The sequence below is a fragment of the Porphyromonas crevioricanis genome, from assembly GCF_900476255.1.
GTDB lineage: Bacteria > Bacteroidota > Bacteroidia > Bacteroidales > Porphyromonadaceae > Porphyromonas > Porphyromonas crevioricanis.
Genome location: NZ_LS483447.1, coordinates 1,570,220 through 1,587,496, shown reverse-complemented (window position 1 = coordinate 1,587,496; position 17,277 = coordinate 1,570,220). Strand labels below are relative to the sequence as shown.

17 protein-coding genes are annotated in these 17,277 nt (G+C 43.1%); 10 read left to right on the top strand and 7 right to left on the bottom strand.

Annotated elements, in window-relative coordinates:
- Window positions 1-875 precede the first annotated feature (875 nt).
- From DQN70_RS06925 to DQN70_RS06880, 10 genes are all read left to right on the top strand, one after another.
- A complete protein-coding gene (locus DQN70_RS06925) occupies window positions 876-1,403 on the top strand; it encodes a helix-turn-helix domain-containing protein (RefSeq protein WP_036888772.1) in 528 nt (175 codons plus the stop codon).
- Window positions 1,404-1,578: 175 nt separating this feature from the next.
- A complete protein-coding gene (locus tag DQN70_RS06920; RefSeq protein WP_231968806.1) occupies window positions 1,579-2,370 on the top strand; it encodes a dihydroorotate dehydrogenase electron transfer subunit in 792 nt (263 codons plus the stop codon).
- Complete coding sequence (locus DQN70_RS06915; RefSeq protein WP_036888773.1) at window positions 2,352-3,263, top strand: dihydroorotate dehydrogenase; 912 nt, start codon at window positions 2,352-2,354, stop codon at window positions 3,261-3,263. Before DQN70_RS06920 ends, DQN70_RS06915 begins: the two co-directional genes overlap by 19 nt.
- A gap of 20 nt (window positions 3,264-3,283) precedes the next feature.
- Window positions 3,284-3,997: an MgtC/SapB family protein gene (locus DQN70_RS06910; RefSeq protein ID WP_023939490.1), complete on the top strand. Its 714-nt coding sequence runs from the start codon at window positions 3,284-3,286 to the stop codon at window positions 3,995-3,997.
- Window positions 3,998-4,027: 30 nt separating this feature from the next.
- Entirely contained in the window at window positions 4,028-4,810 is a 783-nt protein-coding gene (locus DQN70_RS06905; RefSeq protein ID WP_023939489.1) for an alpha/beta fold hydrolase, read from the top strand.
- Window positions 4,811-5,064: 254 nt separating this feature from the next.
- Window positions 5,065-5,514, top strand: a complete 450-nt coding sequence (locus tag DQN70_RS06900) for a GatB/YqeY domain-containing protein (RefSeq protein ID WP_036888775.1) — start codon at window positions 5,065-5,067, stop codon at window positions 5,512-5,514.
- 65 nt (window positions 5,515-5,579) lie between these two features.
- The gene (locus DQN70_RS06895) at window positions 5,580-7,133 is read left to right on the top strand and encodes a DUF4301 family protein (RefSeq protein WP_023938688.1); all 1,554 of its coding nucleotides are present in this window, start codon (window positions 5,580-5,582) and stop codon (window positions 7,131-7,133) included.
- A gap of 48 nt (window positions 7,134-7,181) precedes the next feature.
- Window positions 7,182-8,969, top strand: coding sequence for an aminopeptidase P family protein (locus DQN70_RS06890; protein WP_023939487.1), 1,788 nt, complete (start codon window positions 7,182-7,184; stop codon window positions 8,967-8,969).
- An 11-nt stretch (window positions 8,970-8,980) separates the two neighbouring features.
- Window positions 8,981-9,508, top strand: coding sequence for a gamma carbonic anhydrase family protein (locus DQN70_RS06885; RefSeq protein WP_023938690.1), 528 nt, complete (start codon window positions 8,981-8,983; stop codon window positions 9,506-9,508).
- Complete coding sequence (locus DQN70_RS06880) at window positions 9,501-10,730, top strand: THUMP-like domain-containing protein (protein ID WP_052521760.1); 1,230 nt, start codon at window positions 9,501-9,503, stop codon at window positions 10,728-10,730. The genes DQN70_RS06885 and DQN70_RS06880 overlap by 8 nt, the downstream gene beginning before the upstream one ends.
- A gap of 124 nt (window positions 10,731-10,854) precedes the next feature.
- Here the strand turns inward: DQN70_RS06880 and DQN70_RS06875 are convergent, their stop codons facing one another.
- The 7 genes from DQN70_RS06875 to DQN70_RS09715 form a co-directional block, all read right to left on the bottom strand.
- A complete protein-coding gene (locus tag DQN70_RS06875; protein WP_023939485.1) occupies window positions 10,855-12,168 on the bottom strand; it encodes a pyridoxal phosphate-dependent aminotransferase in 1,314 nt (437 codons plus the stop codon).
- A 56-nt stretch (window positions 12,169-12,224) separates the two neighbouring features.
- On the bottom strand, window positions 12,225-14,279 hold the full coding sequence (locus DQN70_RS06870; protein ID WP_023939484.1) for an acetate--CoA ligase family protein: 2,055 nt from the start codon (window positions 14,277-14,279) through the stop codon (window positions 12,225-12,227).
- Between the two features lie 115 nt (window positions 14,280-14,394).
- Entirely contained in the window at window positions 14,395-15,054 is a 660-nt protein-coding gene (locus DQN70_RS06865) for a TatD family hydrolase (protein ID WP_023938694.1), read from the bottom strand.
- A gap of 18 nt (window positions 15,055-15,072) precedes the next feature.
- Window positions 15,073-15,333: a membrane protein insertion efficiency factor YidD gene (gene yidD, locus DQN70_RS06860; protein ID WP_023938696.1), complete on the bottom strand. Its 261-nt coding sequence runs from the start codon at window positions 15,331-15,333 to the stop codon at window positions 15,073-15,075.
- Between the two features lie 3 nt (window positions 15,334-15,336).
- Window positions 15,337-15,729, bottom strand: a complete 393-nt coding sequence (locus DQN70_RS06855; RefSeq protein ID WP_036888783.1) for a ribonuclease P protein component — start codon at window positions 15,727-15,729, stop codon at window positions 15,337-15,339.
- An 85-nt stretch (window positions 15,730-15,814) separates the two neighbouring features.
- Window positions 15,815-16,576: a uroporphyrinogen-III synthase gene (locus DQN70_RS06850; RefSeq protein WP_023938699.1), complete on the bottom strand. Its 762-nt coding sequence runs from the start codon at window positions 16,574-16,576 to the stop codon at window positions 15,815-15,817.
- Complete coding sequence (locus tag DQN70_RS09715; protein WP_023938701.1) at window positions 16,561-17,271, bottom strand: DUF4271 domain-containing protein; 711 nt, start codon at window positions 17,269-17,271, stop codon at window positions 16,561-16,563. Before DQN70_RS09715 ends, DQN70_RS06850 begins: the two co-directional genes overlap by 16 nt.
- Between the last annotated feature and the right edge of the window lie 6 nt (window positions 17,272-17,277).

Sequence of the window (17,277 nt, the reverse complement as noted above, 5' to 3'; positions counted from 1 at the left end):
ATCGGAGATGTTTATTGATAGTGAGCTTCGTTTGGTTTCCTCCTTTTATATCCGGACTTCTCGCAAATATCTCACATTTCGCAAAGTTCTCTTCAGAAATTTCCCAAATCTCTGTTTTGAGCACTTATGATATGGTTTACTTTATCTATATATCTACTTGATATTCAAATAAATAGTCGTCTATTTTAGTCTCTTAAACTCTCCATGATTAAGAAAAAAGGCAATTCGTGTGACATCTTATGCCAAAAACGCAAGGAGGGCATTTTGATGATTGCCATCAAAAAGAGATCGTCTCTCTTTCTAAAATCACGCTTCTAAATAGAATGACAATTTGACTGTATATAGAGAAGTAAATCTACAAGTATAAAATGTAATCCTTTATCATGCGATTTATATATATAAAAGATAATAGAGGAGGGTAGGGGAGAAGTATTTCAGTGAGAGTTTCTATGCTTATTTATAATTACAAAATAGTCTTTCGATCATTTTTCGGGATTATATACCATGCATATATACTTCTTTTATTCATCACTATGAGTATTGCATATATACTTGTTAGCCAAACTCTTATACTATATGATTAGAAGTTTTACAGCACAAGTATTGGCTTTGTAGAGTACTGTTAGTAACATATATTCCTAAAACCATATAAATATAATGCTTAATAGTCTTATTATCAGATGATTATATATATCAATATGATTGATATATACATGTATGTGAGGTGTTTGTTGCCTCAATATAGAGATGTAAACCAGTGTGGGAATGCATATATCTAAATTATAACAGGGGTGGATTTATAAATATACTCTTTGGGATGTGATTTGTCTTTATATATTTGTATTCATAAGAACAAACTCAAAATTGTAGACATAATGTCAGAAGAAATAGGCTTGGATGCCGTTCAAATAAGAGATCGTATCCAGTACATGCTAAATGTATTGGAAATGAAGTCTTCTGCTTTCGCTGACAGTTGCGAACTTCCGAGAGCTACTGTGTCGAATATTCTCAATGGGAAGTCCAATGTGACGTTGGAAGTCTTGAATAAGATTATCCGGACATTTCCTGATTGGTCTCATGCTTGGCTATTATTCGGTACAGGCCCCATGCAACATTTGGCTCACGAAGAACAGTCTCTCTTTTCAACAGAGGAGCTAGATCAGGGAATGCGTCAAGAATCGAGAAATCCTGACCATTCTACTGACTTGTTTCAAAAATCGCAGCCATCAGGGGTTGAGAAAAAACGAGAAAAAGATGCAGTAGCCACTCAATCGGAAACAACTTCCCCTCCGACTATCGTGATACAACAGCCAACCAAGGCCATAGAAAAGATCATCGTATTCTATACAGATAGCAGTTATCAAACCTTTATGCCTTCTGATATGGGTGAAACAGGCCAATAAGCGAAGGGAGAAACTGAAGACACGGGGAGTATTGCCTGCTGTATATAACCAAGTCTGAAATCTAATGAGGACAATTGTTACAAATGCTCCGCCATAAACAGCATAGACTTATCCATGGTGCTTGCAAGGATACCTTTATCTTTGTATCGGACAACATAGCCCATATTATATTACAATGCTTCAGAAATACCAACAACTCATGCCGGTTGTAGGCATAAGCCAACCCGGAGGCACTTACCATCTGATTGAGTTGGCTTGCCCGGCAGAGATACCACTAAGAGATGTTGATCCGGGACAATTCGTGGAAATATCCGTACCCGGCCGCAAGTTCATGCTGCGTCGTCCAATATCCATTTGTGATATAGACGAGCAGAAAAACCACCTGCTGTTACTTGTAGATGCAGTAGGAGAAGGAACACGACTTATCACTCAAGTGAAGAGTGGAGACAGCCTTGATATTCTTTTCCCATTGGGGAAAGGCTTCTCACTCCCATCTTCTTCTAAGGCTTCTCCTCTTCTGGTGGGAGGAGGGGTCGGTATAGCTCCCATGTTATACTTAGCCAGAAGTATTTACCGCCATTCCGGTGAAAAACCGAAAGTCCTTTTAGGTGCAAAAAATGCTGCGTATCTGAAGGGTATTGCAGATCGCTTTTCCGAGTTTTCCCAACTCTATTTGTGTACGGATGATGGCACTCTTGGAAAAAAAGGCTTTGTCACAGACCACGAGATTTGGCAGCAAAAGCACTCTTATGTATATGTATGTGGCCCTAAACCGATGATGAAGTCCGTAGCTCATAAAGTGGCTGGAGGAGATGCTTGTGTGGAATTCTCTCTGGAAAATATGATGGCTTGTGGCTTAGGTGCCTGCCTCTGTTGTGTGGAACAGACCGTTACCGGCAATCGATGTGTGTGTACAGAAGGACCCGTATTCAAATTGGAGGAACTAACATGGCTCAAACAGCAGTAAACATAGGTGGTCTAAAGCTAAAAAACCCTATAATGACCGCTTCCGGTACTTTTGGCTATGGGACGGAATTTTCAGACCTGATGGATATTTCTTCTTTGGGAGGAATAGTTGTGAAAGGGACAACCCTTCACCATAGAGAAGGAAACCCTTATCCTCGCATGGCTGAGACAGCTTCTGGAATGTTGAATGCTGTCGGATTGCAAAATAAAGGGGTAGACTACTTTGCCGAGCACATATATCCAACTCTTGAGGCTTACAATACAGAGTTTATAGTAAATGTAAGTGGATCTCGCATAGAAGATTATGCAGAGACAGCCAGAAAGGTGGCTCAACTCGACAGGATACATGCAATAGAGTTAAATATATCCTGCCCTAATGTCAAGGAAGGAGGGATGGCCTTTGGAGTTTGTCCCCCCTCTGCAGCAGAGGTAGTGGCTGCGGTGAGGGCTTCTTATCCTAAAACTTTGATTGTGAAACTCTCCCCAAATGTCTCAGATATATGTGCTATAGCCCGAGCCGTGGAAGCTGCTGGAGCCGATGCTGTATCTCTGATCAATACCTTGCTTGGAATGGCTATTGACGTGCGAAGTAGAAAGCCTATCCTCAGTACCATTACTGGAGGATTATCCGGCCCGGCCATCAAACCCGTGGCCCTGCGTATGGTATGGCAGGTTGCACAAGCTGTGTCGGTCCCCGTGATAGGGATGGGAGGAATATCCTGTATCGAGGATGTCGTAGCTTTTCTTTTAGCTGGAGCCACTGCCATACAAGTCGGATATTACAACTTTGTGGATCCAACCGTGTCAGGACGTCTCGTACAGGAATTGAACAATTACCTCGAATCCGAGGGTATAAGTGATGTAAATGAGCTGATCGGAGGCTTGATTTGCTAATAAAACGGAGACTTTGATATATGCCGGACTTTTCTCTTTCCTCCTTGTTTGAATACTCTCATCCGTCTTTGTTTGAAGCTGGGGTCCGTATATTGCTCAGCCTTCTTTTGGGAGGGGCAATTGGTTTGGAGCGCGAAGCAAAATATCACTCAGCTGGTTTCCGAACGTTTACGTTGATATGTCTGGGCTCCACGTTGGCAATGCTTATTTCTATCTGGACTCCTTTGTCCACACATCTGAGTAGTAGCAATCCAGGAGACCCGGCACGCATTGCGGCACAGGTACTTACCGGTGTCGGTTTTCTGGGAGCTGGAGCCATTATGCGCACGAAGGCGAGTATACAAGGGCTTACTACAGCTGCTGGCATCTGGGTCTCCGCAGTGATTGGGTTGGCTATTGGGGCTGGGTTGTATGTCCCATCGGTAGTTGTCACCGCTCTTGTTATTGCCGTATTGTCCATGATGGATCGTTTGGAAATATCCAGACGCATCGGAGGATACAACAAGTTGATTGAGTTGCAGTTTTGTAGCCAATCGGGGGGGATGGAAACAGTGACCCAAATTATGGCCAAACACAATGTGAAAATCATAAACTTCAGCACAGAACACGATTTACAAAACATGAGTTTTGCTATTTCTTTGAGTGTCCGTATTTCCTCTATAAACAACGAAACAGAGCTCTCCAATGAGCTGTGCCAACTCCCCAATCTGATCAGCATGAAGATTTACTCTTAAGCGAAGACAAATCTTGGGTATTAGCAGGCTATGAAAGTCTATGAATTTGGAAGAGAGAACTCCAAGAGGCTACTGTTCTTTCAGGGATCTTGTACTTGTTGGACGGATTATATGCCCTCCATCAAATTGTTGGCAAAACACCTGCATATCATTGTTCCGGCTATTGAGGGGCATGATCCGACGGAAAAGAAAGATTTCGTTTCTGTAGAGAAGACAGTGAGTGATACAACGGACTATTTGCTAAAACATGGCTATGGAGAACTTTGGGGAGTGTATGGATTGAGTATAGGTGGAGCAATGGCTTTGCGTATGCTGGCAGAACATCGCATCACGATCCACAAGGCTATCATTGATGGGGGAATTACTCCTTATAATTTCCCACGTTGGATTACACGTCTTATCCTTCTCAGGGATTATCTAATGATCCAACTTATCAGAAGTAACATATTTATTTTCAAACGATTTGTCAGCCCCAATCGCTGGACTCCGGCTGGGGATAATGGTAAAGAGAGATACCAAGATATGTTTTCTTTTCTCAGGGGATTATCTCGAAGGACCATTTGGAATATTTTTGACTCGGCTAACAACTACAAGATGCCCATAACTATGCCAGCATTGGCAACAGAGATTCTATTTTGGTACGGTTCTCGAGAAAAAGACTCTCGAAAGAGAGATCTTCAATGGGTTTCGAAATATGTGAATGGCATACATACGAGAGAAATTCCTGATATGGAACACGGAGAACTGGTGATGATGCATCCCGAGCAGTTCTGTGAGATAGCAAGTGATTTTCTGATATACAAACCCGCATAGGCAACTTCCTTGTTTTAGCATAAATCCCATGTGACCCGAATGAATAAAATATCTAATTAAGAGTTCAGAAGAGAAGAGAAGAGAAGAGAAGAGTTAGCTTACACAATAGCGGAGAGGCTTTATTCAAGCTTCATTATTAAACATAACAATGATTACATAATAAATAGTATATTCTAAATCGGATTGTCTGGTAATTATTAACTTTGGTAGTGGATAAATACAAACAGAACACACGTAAAAAAGTACAGTATAATATGAGCTTATTTGAGGACATCAATGGTGAGATCAAAACAGCTATGCTGGCACGCGAGAAGGTGCGTTTGGAAGCATTGCGAAGCATAAAGAAGGAATTCATGGAAGCTGTCACAGCCAAAGGTTCGGATGGCACACTACACGATGAACAAGCCCTGAAAATCTTGCGAAAATTGCATAAACAACGGATGGAATCGGCCGAGATATACAAGCAGAACAATCGTCCCGAATTGGCGGAAGTCGAATTAGCAGAGGCCGAAGTAATCGCCTCTTTCTTACCGGCAATGCTTAGTGAAGAACAGGTTGAGCCAATTATTAGAGAACTTATTGCTGAATTAGGGGTTTCTGATATAAAAATGATGGGCAAGGTAATCGGAGCCGCTCAAAAAAAACTTGAAGGGAAAGCCGAAGGAGCCGTCATTGCAGGCATTGTAAAGCGATTACTGTCGTAAATATCAGTGCCCATCCCCCATAAATTAAGTGGAACGACAACTGTTCTTCGTCCGGTATAGTATGTATGGAATATAAGGAAGAATTACAAGCCGATCTTTTTAGCCCTCAAGACCTTATGCAAATGGAGGCACGAGGCATTACTCCGGATAAAGCTCTGGAGCAGGTGCGTATGATCAGCGAGGGAACCCCCTATCCTGAAATCATCACCTCAGCATCTCTGGATAGAGGCATTGTACGTATAGATCTATCGGAGAAGTCCGCTTATCTGGATTTATGGGAAGACTATATGCAAAGTCTCGAAGCCAATGTGACTAAAATGGTGCCTGCTTCGGGAGCAGCCACACGTATGTTCAAAGATCTGTATGCTTTCCTTGAAGCTCCATATGATATCCCTCAAACGGAATCGGAACAACTCTTTTTCGAACGGATACAAGACTTTGCTTTCTATGGTTTGCTTAATGAGGCTTGTCTACGAAACAATTGGAGGCCTATACAGAAGCTCGTTTCTCAAGAGGATTTCAAACTTGTAGTAAAAAATTTGCTACAAAAAGACGGTATCAACTATGGCAATCTCCCCAAAGGGCTGCTGCTTTTTCACAAAGGACTTAAACATCCGCGCACTGCAGTGGAGGAGCATATGGTGGAAGCTGCCATCTACACAAGGCCAAACGATGGACTGGTAAAGTTGCACTTCACCGTCTCGACTGAGCATCGCGAGGCTTTCATGGCATTGATAGAGAAAAAGAAAATCGAATACGAAGATTACTACTGTGTTCGATACGACATTAGCCTCAGCGAACAAAAATCATCTACAGATACTATAGCTCTTACTCCACAAGGGGAGATATTCCGTTTGCCTGAGGGTGAAATGCTATTTCGCCCTGGTGGACATGGAGCTTTGATACAGAATCTCAATGACCTCGATGCAGACATCGTTTTCATAAAGAACATTGACAATGTAGTTCCCGAAGAGCAGCTTTGTGATACTATCGTATACAAAAAGCTGCTTGGGGGGATATTGGTAGCTCTTCGTAGACAGGTATTTGCTTATGTAGGTAAACTAAAGCAGGCAAAAACGAGTCGCAACGAGTTGAATGAGATATATTCTTTCCTACGAGAGAACTTTGCTATTTGCCTTCCAGATGTAGACAAGATAGATGACAATAGACTTCAGGCAGCCCTCTTGAGTAAACTGGATAGACCTCTCAGGGTCTGTGGTATGGTCAAGAATGAGGGAGAACCGGGCGGAGGGCCTTTCATTATTCGAGAGCCGGATGGATCTTCATCTTTGCAAATACTGGAAAGTTCGCAGATAGATACTTCTCGAGAAGATCAGCTGGCCCTATTCCGTGAGGGCAGTTTCTTCAACCCTGTAGACTTGGTTTGTTCCAAACTGCGTCCGGAGGGTGGACATTATGACCTCAATGAGTTTGTAAATGCGAAAACGGCCTTTGTATCCGAGAAAACCTACAATGGCAAGCCTCTATTAGGATTAGAATTGCCGGGATTATGGAATGGAGGTATGCACCATTGGCTGACTCTTTTTGTAGAGGTGCCTCTTACTACTTTCTCTCCTGTCAAGGAAGTAAATGACCTACTAGATCCTGTCCATCAGTAGGATCAATCAACAGCTAAATACACAAACAACAAAACAGATACTGAAAATATGCAGATCAAGGAACACGTAGAAAGGCTTAGAGCTGCCATGCATAAGAATGGTTTCAAGGCTTATATTATCCCATCTTCCGATGCTCACCTGAGCGAATATACACCTGAGCATTGGAAAGCTCGTCTTTGGATTTCCGGCTTTTCGGGCTCGGCAGGAACAGTACTCATCACACCAGACAAGGCCGGTCTTTGGACAGACTCGCGCTATTTTCTTCAGGCAGAAGAACAATTGCGAGGCTCTGGTATCAAACTTTACAAAGAGGGTCTGCCCGAGACACCGGGGATAGACAGCTTCTTAACATCAGAGCTGCAGCCGGGAGATGTGGTTGCTTGTGACGGACGTTGCTACCCTCATGCCGAAGCTCAAGCTTTGGAAAGTAAGTTGGAAGCATTCGGGATTCGTTTCGATTGTTCCACAGATTTATTTGACCAAACAGTGTGGCCCGATCGCCCGGCCATTCCTACAGGAAAACTATTTGGTCAGCTCACCCAATACAGTGGAGAGACGGCAAAAGGCAAGATTGCTCGCTGTCGCAAAGCTTTGTCTGAACATGGGGCCAATTGCTACATAATCAATATGCTTGACGAGTTGGCTTGGATCTTCAACATCAGAGGGAAAGATGTAGAATGCAACCCCGTAGGTGTAGCATATGGATTTGTTTCGGAGCAAACTGCAATTCTTTTCGTGCTTCCTGAAAAAATAGATTCAGATCTGCGTAATGAACTTGAGGTACAAGGTATCACTCTCAAACCTTATGGAGAGATCTACAACTATGTATCATCCCTGTCCGATTCTCATAAAGTACTGGTAGACGGTCGTCGCATCAACGAAGCCCTCTATAAGGCTATTCCTGCTCATTGCCGGATCATAGAAGCAGTCTCCCCTATCACACTTATGAAAGCTGTAAAGAATGAGATAGAATTGCAGGGTGTACGCAATGCCATGAAGCGAGATGGAGTGGCTTTGACACGCTTTTTTATCTGGTTGGAAAAAACTCTCGACAAGGGGCTAACTCCTAGCGAGGTTGAGATTGGAGAGAAACTCACAGCTTTCCGGGCTTTACAAGATCTATATTTCGGTGACAGCTTCGATACAATTGCTGGATATCAAGGACATGGAGCAATTGTGCATTATCGAGCCGAAGAACCAACAGCCTACAGAGTGAAAAAGGAAGGAGTACTACTACTTGACAGCGGAGGTCAGTATTTCGATGGTACAACAGACATTACTCGTACCATCTCTCTTGACGGCAAACCGTCTAAGCAGCTACAGGAGGACTATACTCTTGTCATGAAGGGGCATATCGCCATTGCTACAGCACAGTACCTCGAAGGCACAAGAGGGAATCAGATAGATGTATTAGCTCGCAAACCACTATGGGATAGAGGATTGCACTATGGTCATGGCACAGGGCATGGAGTTGGCTGCTTTCTGAATGTACACGAAGGGCCACAGAACATCCGTATGGAAGTGAACCCTACCCCTCTCAAAGTCGGTATGATCACCAGTAATGAGCCGGGGATTTATAGGGCTGATCAATGGGGGATACGTATCGAAAACCTTGTTGTGACAAAGCTGAATTGTGAAACGGATTTTGGTCGTTTCTTCGGATTTGAGACACTCACTCTTTGTTATTTCGACAATAATATGATCGACAAGAGCATGCTCACAGAACAGGAGATTGAGTGGTACAATGCTTATCAAGAAAGAGTATATAAGACTCTGTCTCCCCTACTAAGTGCAGAGGAAGCCCTTTGGTTAAAAGGAAAAACTCAAGCAATCTAAATTCGTACAGAATGGCCTTAATAAAGGAAGTCAGAGGTTTTCAACCTCAGTTTGGGGATAACTGCTTTTTGGCAGAAAACGCCACCGTGATCGGGGATGTGGTCATGGGGGACAATTGCAGTGTTTGGTTTGGAGCAGTGGTACGTGGCGATGTTAATAGTATACGCATTGGGAACAATGTGAATATACAAGACGGCGCAGTAATACACACGCTCTATGAGAAGTCTCAAACAGTGTTGGGGAATTACGTCTCTCTGGGACACAATGTAGTTGTACATGGTGCCACAGTGGAGGATTATGCACTTATCGGTATGGGATCAGTAGTCTTAGATCATGCGGTAATCGGAAAAGGTGCTATCATTGCGGCCGGTTCCGTGGTGTTATCTGGTACTCATGTAGAGCCAGGGAGCATATACGCAGGAGTACCCGCCAAATTTGTCAAAAATATAGATCCTGAACAGGCAGCAGAGATCAACCTTCGTATTGCACACAACTACACGACCTACGCCTCTTGGTACTCTTCACCCCAAAATGACTAATCGAATGGATGAAGATATCGAACATATAAACCTTATAATGGAATATACAAAAGCCTCTCGAGAGATTAGCCCCGAGAGGCTTCTGCTTGGATCTAACAACGTACCGGCAAAGTTGAGAGCACGAGTAGCCTTGCAACTAGCCTTACAAGGCAAGTTCTCCCACAAATTGCCATCTTGGGCCTCTCTGTCATGCTACATCCCTTCTCGCTTAGCCCTGGAGCAGTGCAGCTCTGAAGAAGTAGCGAATTATAAAAAACGTTTCATTAACCTAGATGATACATTAGCTGACCTTACGGGAGGGATGGGTGTTGATTTTTGGGCTCTTGAATCTGTTTCTGAGCAACCGTCATACTACGTGGAGTTGCAACCTGAGCTTATCCAAGCTGCTCGATATAATCTATCTCGACTTTCATCCTCTCCACGACGCTTTCTACAGGCAAATGCTGAAAAGATAATACCCCAACTGATAGAGAGTGGTGTAACTTTTTTCTATATAGATCCAGCCAGACGAGAAGGAATAGACAAGGGTAAGCAATATCATCGTCAGTATAGTATTGAAGACTGTAAGCCCAATGTATCCGAGCTATTGCAGCATCTCCCTCAAGATGGCTCTATACGATTGTTAGCCAAGCTCTCCCCTATGCTCGACTTGTCTGACACGTTAAACAAATTGACTTTCATCAGCCAGTTGCACATCGTGGCTCAAAAAGGGGAAGTAAAGGAACTCCTTGCTCTCATTGAACCGGGAGTCTCTCTACCAACAGAAGAAATCCCTATCATAGTGTCGGACGTCTCTTCGGGACTCCATTTTACCTTTTGTTTGGCGCAAGAAAAGACAAGTCGGGCTTTGATAGCAGATCAACCGCTTTCTTACCTATATCTCCCCCACTCTGGTATCATGAAGGCTGGTTGTCATAGGTTTCTTTGTCAGAAATATGAGGTTTACAAACTGCATCCCAATAGCCACCTCTATTCTTCGGAGAAGGCAGTATCTGATTTTCCGGGTAAGAGTTTCCGAATAGCACGCATTATTCCCTATCATCACAAAGAAGTCAAAGCCCTTACTCAAAGTCTACCGGCGGCTAATTTGGTTTCTCGAAATTTTCCTCTTTCTCCTCTCGAACTCCGAAAAAAACTGAAGATTCGGGAAGCAGAGTCTCCTTATTTAGTGGCAACAACCCTTTCTGATGGTTCACTCGTACTCATTGAAGCGATTGGATAGTGTCCCCTCCTTAACAACAGCTCTTCTGCGGGGTTAATCGACAAAAAAGAGCCTCGACAATGGAGTTTCTCCATTGCCGAGGCTCTTTGCTATCCCATGGATTAAGACACAAGGCTGTCTCAGCTTATGATTCACTACGATGTAACAATTGAAGTCGTGTTTCGAGATCGGGGAATTGCGCCTTCGGTATTAAAGAAGTACAAATGCGTATTGCTTCCATGCGATCACTACCGGTAGTTCGCAACGTAATAGCACAAATCCCATATTGGATCATCTTAAACAGGAGCTTTTCACTATCCATATTGCCGTAAGCGACGGTGAAATAGAAACCATCGGCAATATCTCTTTCTCCATCCTTGTCGTATACAATATGGAAGCCATTGTTCAGAAACATTTGCTTCATCTCTTTGGCTTTCAGACCATATTCAATCGTAGCATCTCGGTAGTTGTACGTACCATCGTTGGTCGCTTTCAAGATAGCAGCCAAAGCCCACTGTGCAGAGTGTGTCACACCGGCAGAGATAGCATAAAGAGCAGAAGAAATCATTGCATCCCCAAAGTGCAAACGACCGAATATGGGTTGCAAATCGGGATATTGTCTGTCAAAAAGTTTATTGCTCATGATCATCAATCCAATACGCTGCCCCGCATAACTGAATGCTTTAGAACCGGATACTGTAAGGATATAGTGATCCGTGTAATGCGCTACTGTAGGTTGATAAGGAGGCTGTCCAGGGCGAGAGTAATCTTGTCGAAAATCCATGCCAAAATAGGCCAAATCTTCAACCACAATACAATCAAACTCCGTGGCCAATTCACCTATAATACGTAACTCTTCCTCTGTGAGACATTGCCAAGTAGGATTGTTGGGATTGGAATAAAATATCGTGCAATACTGGCCGGTCTCCAGATAAGAGCGAAGCTTGCCTCTAAGTTTCTCTCCTCGATATTCATATAGGTCGAAGCTATCAAATTTCTGCTGCAAGATACGACACTGCAGTTTATTCAGATTAAAGCCGGGATCAATAAAGAGAGTTCCCTTTTCTCTGTTCTTGAAAGTATTATTTGCAACTAAAAAAGAGGAAAATCCTCCCATCATGGAACCTACAGTAGGTACACAGCAACGAGCATCGACTTCAATGTCAAGAAATAGTTTAGCAAATCGGCTTCCCTCTTGTTTGAGTTCGGGTAGTCCGTTCAAATTGGGATAGACAGCAGCTACTCCTTCTCTCAACTTTTCTATTTCCTTCTCAATGCCAACTTTAGGTGCAGGTAGACCTGGCACTCCCATCTCCATGCGCACGAATTTTGTCTGAGTAGCTTCTTCTAAGGCATTAACCAAAGCTACAAGATCACGGATAGAAGCTATAGCTACATTCTCAATATGCAACTTGGCCATCTGCTCCTTGATGAGCTCTTCTGAAATTGGTAAGTTCATTGGGTATTGTATTGTTTGTTGTGTTTATTGTTTCATCTTTAGTTCTCAGAGAGAAGTTATTTCTGCAGTTTTACCACTACATCGACAGCAACAAGCCTTTCCCCTCTACCTATTAAAGGATTGATATCCATTTCTTCAATTTCCGGGGCTGCTGCAACTAAAGCAGAGACTTGGCATAAAGTACGAGCAATCAAATCTTCGTCTATCCCCTGCTTCCCCCTTATCCCCTTGATGATAGGATAAGACTTGAGTCGCCCTACCATGCCAAGAGCTTCCTCAAAACTTAAGGGGGACAGAGCTACTTGTATATCGTTCATGACCTCTACAAATATCCCTCCCAAACCACAAGTGATGAGGTGGCCATAAGCTCCTTCTTTTTTTACTCCGATCATGACCTCTACACCATCGATCATCTCCGAAACTTGCACACCTTCGGCTCCTTCTATCCTCATCATACGTTCATAAGTTGTTTCAACGGTGACAGGATCAGCTATACCTAGAGCTACACCGCCAAGCTCCGATTTATGAGCCGGACCGACTACTTTTATTGCCAGAGGATAGCCAATACTTTTGGCCTTTTCCACGGCAGCCTTTGCAGATGTCACGATAGCCTCCTGAGGACGGTTTATACCGGACAAATCGAGCAAATGAAGAGCTTCCGAGGTTGGGAGCAGACCCGATGCATTTCTATTTACTAAAGCTCGTATTTCATCAAGTTGAGGTAAAGAAGCCAGTTGAGTCTTGTTGGGAGCATGGCTGTGGTAAACTTTGGACAAAGCTTGGGCCAAGCCCACTTCGTCTTGGAAAAACAATCCACCTCTCCGTACATACTCTTCCATATCAGACTTTGTATTGAGCACCGAAGGCATCACTACATACAAAGGTTTTCTGCAGCTCTTTTGCTTTTTCAGGAGTAATTCATAGACATCTGTCAGAGAACGCAAGCCCGGGCTACCAAATATAATGATAATGCCGTCTACCTCCTGGGCCTCTTTATCACAATAGTCTATGCAGATTTCCAACTGTTGAGGGGTACCTGTGGCCAAAATATCTATGGGATTGGCAACGGAAGAGCCATCAAACAAATCAGAGAGTAAACGCTCTGCTCCAGTATCGGAGAGAGAAGGTACCGACATCCCTATCTTAGACAAAGCATCCGTAAGCATTACCCCTGGCCCCCCGGCATTAGTGATAATAGCAAGCCTGTTCCCCCGAAGAGGTTTGTGTTGTAGGACAGCTCCTACTGAGCACAACTCTTCCCTGCCATAGCAACGAATGACTCCAGCCTTGTTTAACAAAGCTTCTACAGCCATATCTGAGCTGAGCATAGCTCCTGTATGGGATGCTGCAGCTCTACTGCCAGCTTCAGAAGAGCCTGCCTTTATAGCTGCTATATGACAGCCTTTCTCCACAAGAGATCGGGCATGTTCCAAAAACATGGCGGGTTTGGAAATACTCTCGATATAGAGCAGTAAAGTAGAAGAAGATTGTCCTGAGATATAGGCTTCATCAAGGTAAGCAAGTACATCCTCGATACCCGTCTGTGCCGCGTTACCAACCGAATAGACAGAAGAAAAACTTAGCCCTCTACATAAAGCAGACTCCATGATAAACACACAAGTAGCCCCAGATCCTGAAACCAGTTCACAGCCGTGAGAGTTGAGAATGGGTACTGGTTCTGTAAAAACCGAGCTGTGGAATGTATTCATCATACCAATGCAGTTGGGGCCTATAATTGTAGCTCCATGAGCATTTGCAATTTCGGCAATCTCTCTCTCCATGGTCTTTCCTTCAATGCCCAATTCAGAGAATCCAGCCGAGAAAATAATAATTCCTTTAGCTCCTTTTTCTACAACAAGTTCCCTCACAGTGTCCGGACAAAAACGTGCCGGTATGGCTAATATTCCAAGATCTATTGGTGGCAAATCAGTAATCGAAGAAACGGTTTTCAGTCCTTGAATCTCTTCTGATTTTGGATTGACTGGGACCAGCCGTCCGGGGAAATGACTTTCTATAAGGTTTTTAAGTACTCGTCCTCCTGGTTTTGAATAATCGTCAGAAGCTCCGACAATAGCGATGGATTGCGGGTGGATCAACTGTTTGGCTATCATAATGCAACATAATATTTTCGTTCGCTTTCTTTCAGGCTGAAAATCTCCTTTTCAGCCTCGTAATATTAGTAAAATAATCTCAAAGGATGGATGAGAAGAAGAAATGTCTAATTCCTCAGAAGAAGGTAGGAGAAAGCAAAGAAGGCCAAAGCTCTGAAATGGACAAGCGTACCCGCTTACAATAGATGTCGATAGGAATGTTCAGAGCTTCACTCTGACTGAGATATATCTGTTCTATGGGTAGCCCAGAGTTATCCGACTCCACCAGCAGTCGGTTGGAATAATATGCCAATCGTAAACTTTCAACGGAGAAATTAACCCCAAAACTCAGATATATACCCCTGTCGATCAGCTGCTTTGCCAGAGTAATATTCTTCCTAAAACCATGTACAATCCATGGTTGTTTCGGCCTAAGTTCTTTGTGAAGAAAAAACAGATCTGACCAAGCTCTTACAAGATGAAGAATAATAGGCTTGGCCAAATCCTCTGATACTTTATGTTGAAATCGCAGGACTGCTATCTGAAGATCCCAATCACTCTTTACACACTTATCCAGACCACACTCTCCGATGGCCACACAAGATCTTGATGTCGCCATACGAACGAATAATTTCTTTTGGTCTATGGTTGGCTCTCGTTCCAAGTAATAAGGATGAAACCCTAAGCTGAAAGGGAAAACAGGCAGTGTGGAAAAGGATATCTCTCCAACATCATAGGAGCTTATCGAAAAAGGAGTTTTTCTCTTTGATAGATGGGTGTGTATATCAAAATACATATTGGGAAAAAGTAAGAATCAGGGCACAGGATCGTACCCACTTCCTCCCCAGGGGTGACAACGGAAGATACGACGTATAGACAGATACAAGCCCTTAAATGGACCGTATTTGCGAAGGGCCTCTAATGCATAGGTCGAACAAGTGGGAGTAAAACGACAAGAAGGAGGCAAAAGAGGGGAAATAGCTCCTCTATAGAAATAGATTGGAAGACTCAATACATGCGTAAGGAATATCTTGGCTATCTCAAAAAGTTTCAATAAAAAAGGAATCAGTCGCATCGTCTACACTAACTCTTTTTGTATTCGGTTCAATGCTCTAGTTACAGCTTTGCCTATTTCATCGAAAGAGGGTAACTGTTCTCCTACCATCATATAGGCCAAATCCAATTGCAGGCCATGGTCACTAAGGAATTCTGATATTTCGAGCTTCCTCAAACGATGATTCTCTCGTACTAAGCGTTTTATTCTATTTCTTTTGTTAGCTCTGCGAAAACGTCTTTTAGCAACAGAGACCAACATCCGCAGAGGAGGAACTTCTTCTTGTATCGGACAGACCAACCACACCACTCTCAAAGGATAGGCTACAAAAGATTTCCCTTTCCGGTGGAGATCGGCTATTTGCTCTCGTAAATACAGCCGCTCTGCCTTAGATAGCGAATACGAGGAGTTAGACATGGAGGGTGCGATTGAGAGTAAATCTTTATGCCACAAAGAGCAAAGCTTTGCCTTTCTCTCTTCGTTCGGGTTCCTTTAAACAATTTTATTTAGCCTTTTTAATAAATTGAGATAGGTACAACTCCAAAGCCATGGGCATCGATTTGGCCTCTGGAGTGGGAGCTGAAATATCCAATCTCAACCCAGCCTCCTCTACGGCCTTGCACGTAGAGGGACCGAAGGCTCCAATACGAATACTTCCTTGGTCAAAATTCGGGAAGTTCTTCCTCAACGCAGAAACACCTGAAGGACTGAAGAAAAGAAGCACATCATGATCCAGACGCTCATCCTCAGCAAAATCGTTGCTTACAGTTCGGTACATAATTGCCTTGTCGAACTGGATTTTTGCTGCTCTGAGCATATCTAATAAATCTTCCTTATGCTCCTCTGCCACAGGAATAAAATACTTTTCCTTGTTGTGCTTTTTGATAACTGTCACCAAATCCGCAATCTCATTAGAAGCCCCAAAGAAAACCTTACGCTTGCGGTATACAATGTATTTCTGCAAGTAGACAGCTACAGACTCGCTCACACAGAAATACTTCATAGTCTCTGGCATCGTGAGCCTGAGTTCTTCCAGTAGACTGAAAAATTTGTCTATAGCTGTCCGAGCTGTAAAAACGATAGCCGTGTGTTCCAGTATATTTACTTTCTGATCTCGAAACTCCCTGGCTGAAACACATTCTACCTGAATGAAAGGACGAAATACAATTTCAACACCATACTTCTCTGCTACATCGTAATAAGAAGATTTTCCCGTAAGAGGTTTCGGTTGAGAGACCAAGATTTTCTTTATACCTGTTGCCATAAAAATTCTTGCATTTCGCTATTCAACATCCCTCCCATAATAGCCACTGACAAGTAGGCATATGGCAGAATTTCGTGGGCGCAAAGGTACAAAAAAACATGTGCCTGACATAAGCCAGCCACTCTTAAATCCCGGGCTGAAAAGATTATAACAGCAATTCTCCACAAGAGGAATAAACTCAAAACTGTTATGCCACAAATATGTACAGGGCAAGGCAATAAGAACAACAAAGAACAAAAAGATAAAGAAACCGACCAAAACCAGGAACACAAGATATACCTGAGAGAAGAATAATCCAACCTATGCAAAGGCAGAAACAACCATTTCCACAGCCGATACGAGAGCAAGCGAATTGATAGAGTCAATATCACTACTCCCAAAATTAACAAAGGGAAATAAAATTCTCCTACCTCCCAAATCGTACAAATACCATATTTACGCAATATGAGCCATGTTACAAAAGCTCCACTTATACTCGTCTGAACAAAAGTCAAAATAGAAAATGAAGCAAATGGCATATGCCGGAGGAGATAGGTATGAAGGTCTTTCTCTTTGCCTGCCCATAAAGAGGAAAGACTCAATCGGAAGATCTCAGGTATATGCCACACCATTATACCGATCAACAGAAGCTGAATGGCGATAGTCACGTAAACAATGTCTACAATCGGTTGTCCAACCCAAAATAAATTCCACATGATTCG

Bases quoted from the DNA above. Each gene is read 5' to 3' on its own strand.
- DQN70_RS06875 (WP_023939485.1), bottom strand. From the start codon at position 12,168: ATGAACTTACCAATTTCAGAAGAGCTCATCAAGGAGCAGATGGCCAAG.
- DQN70_RS06885 (WP_023938690.1), top strand. From the start codon at position 8,981: ATGGCCTTAATAAAGGAAGTCAGAGGTTTTCAACCTCAGTTTGGGGAT.
- DQN70_RS06890 (WP_023939487.1), top strand. From the start codon at position 7,182: ATGCAGATCAAGGAACACGTAGAAAGGCTTAGAGCTGCCATGCATAAG.
- DQN70_RS06900 (WP_036888775.1), top strand. From the start codon at position 5,065: ATGAGCTTATTTGAGGACATCAATGGTGAGATCAAAACAGCTATGCTG.
- DQN70_RS06910 (WP_023939490.1), top strand. From the start codon at position 3,284: ATGCCGGACTTTTCTCTTTCCTCCTTGTTTGAATACTCTCATCCGTCT.
- yidD (WP_023938696.1), bottom strand. From the start codon at position 15,333: ATGCGACTGATTCCTTTTTTATTGAAACTTTTTGAGATAGCCAAGATA.
- DQN70_RS06855 (WP_036888783.1), bottom strand. From the start codon at position 15,729: ATGTCTAACTCCTCGTATTCGCTATCTAAGGCAGAGCGGCTGTATTTA.
- DQN70_RS06915 (WP_036888773.1), top strand. From the start codon at position 2,352: ATGGCTCAAACAGCAGTAAACATAGGTGGTCTAAAGCTAAAAAACCCT.
- DQN70_RS06865 (WP_023938694.1), bottom strand. From the start codon at position 15,054: ATGTATTTTGATATACACACCCATCTATCAAAGAGAAAAACTCCTTTT.
- DQN70_RS09715 (WP_023938701.1), bottom strand. From the start codon at position 17,271: ATGTGGAATTTATTTTGGGTTGGACAACCGATTGTAGACATTGTTTAC.
- DQN70_RS06870 (WP_023939484.1), bottom strand. From the start codon at position 14,279: ATGATAGCCAAACAGTTGATCCACCCGCAATCCATCGCTATTGTCGGA.
- DQN70_RS06850 (WP_023938699.1), bottom strand. From the start codon at position 16,576: ATGGCAACAGGTATAAAGAAAATCTTGGTCTCTCAACCGAAACCTCTT.
- DQN70_RS06920 (WP_231968806.1), top strand. From the start codon at position 1,579: ATGCTTCAGAAATACCAACAACTCATGCCGGTTGTAGGCATAAGCCAA.
- DQN70_RS06895 (WP_023938688.1), top strand. From the start codon at position 5,580: ATGGAATATAAGGAAGAATTACAAGCCGATCTTTTTAGCCCTCAAGAC.
- DQN70_RS06925 (WP_036888772.1), top strand. From the start codon at position 876: ATGTCAGAAGAAATAGGCTTGGATGCCGTTCAAATAAGAGATCGTATC.
- DQN70_RS06880 (WP_052521760.1), top strand. From the start codon at position 9,501: ATGACTAATCGAATGGATGAAGATATCGAACATATAAACCTTATAATG.
- DQN70_RS06905 (WP_023939489.1), top strand. From the start codon at position 4,028: ATGAAAGTCTATGAATTTGGAAGAGAGAACTCCAAGAGGCTACTGTTC.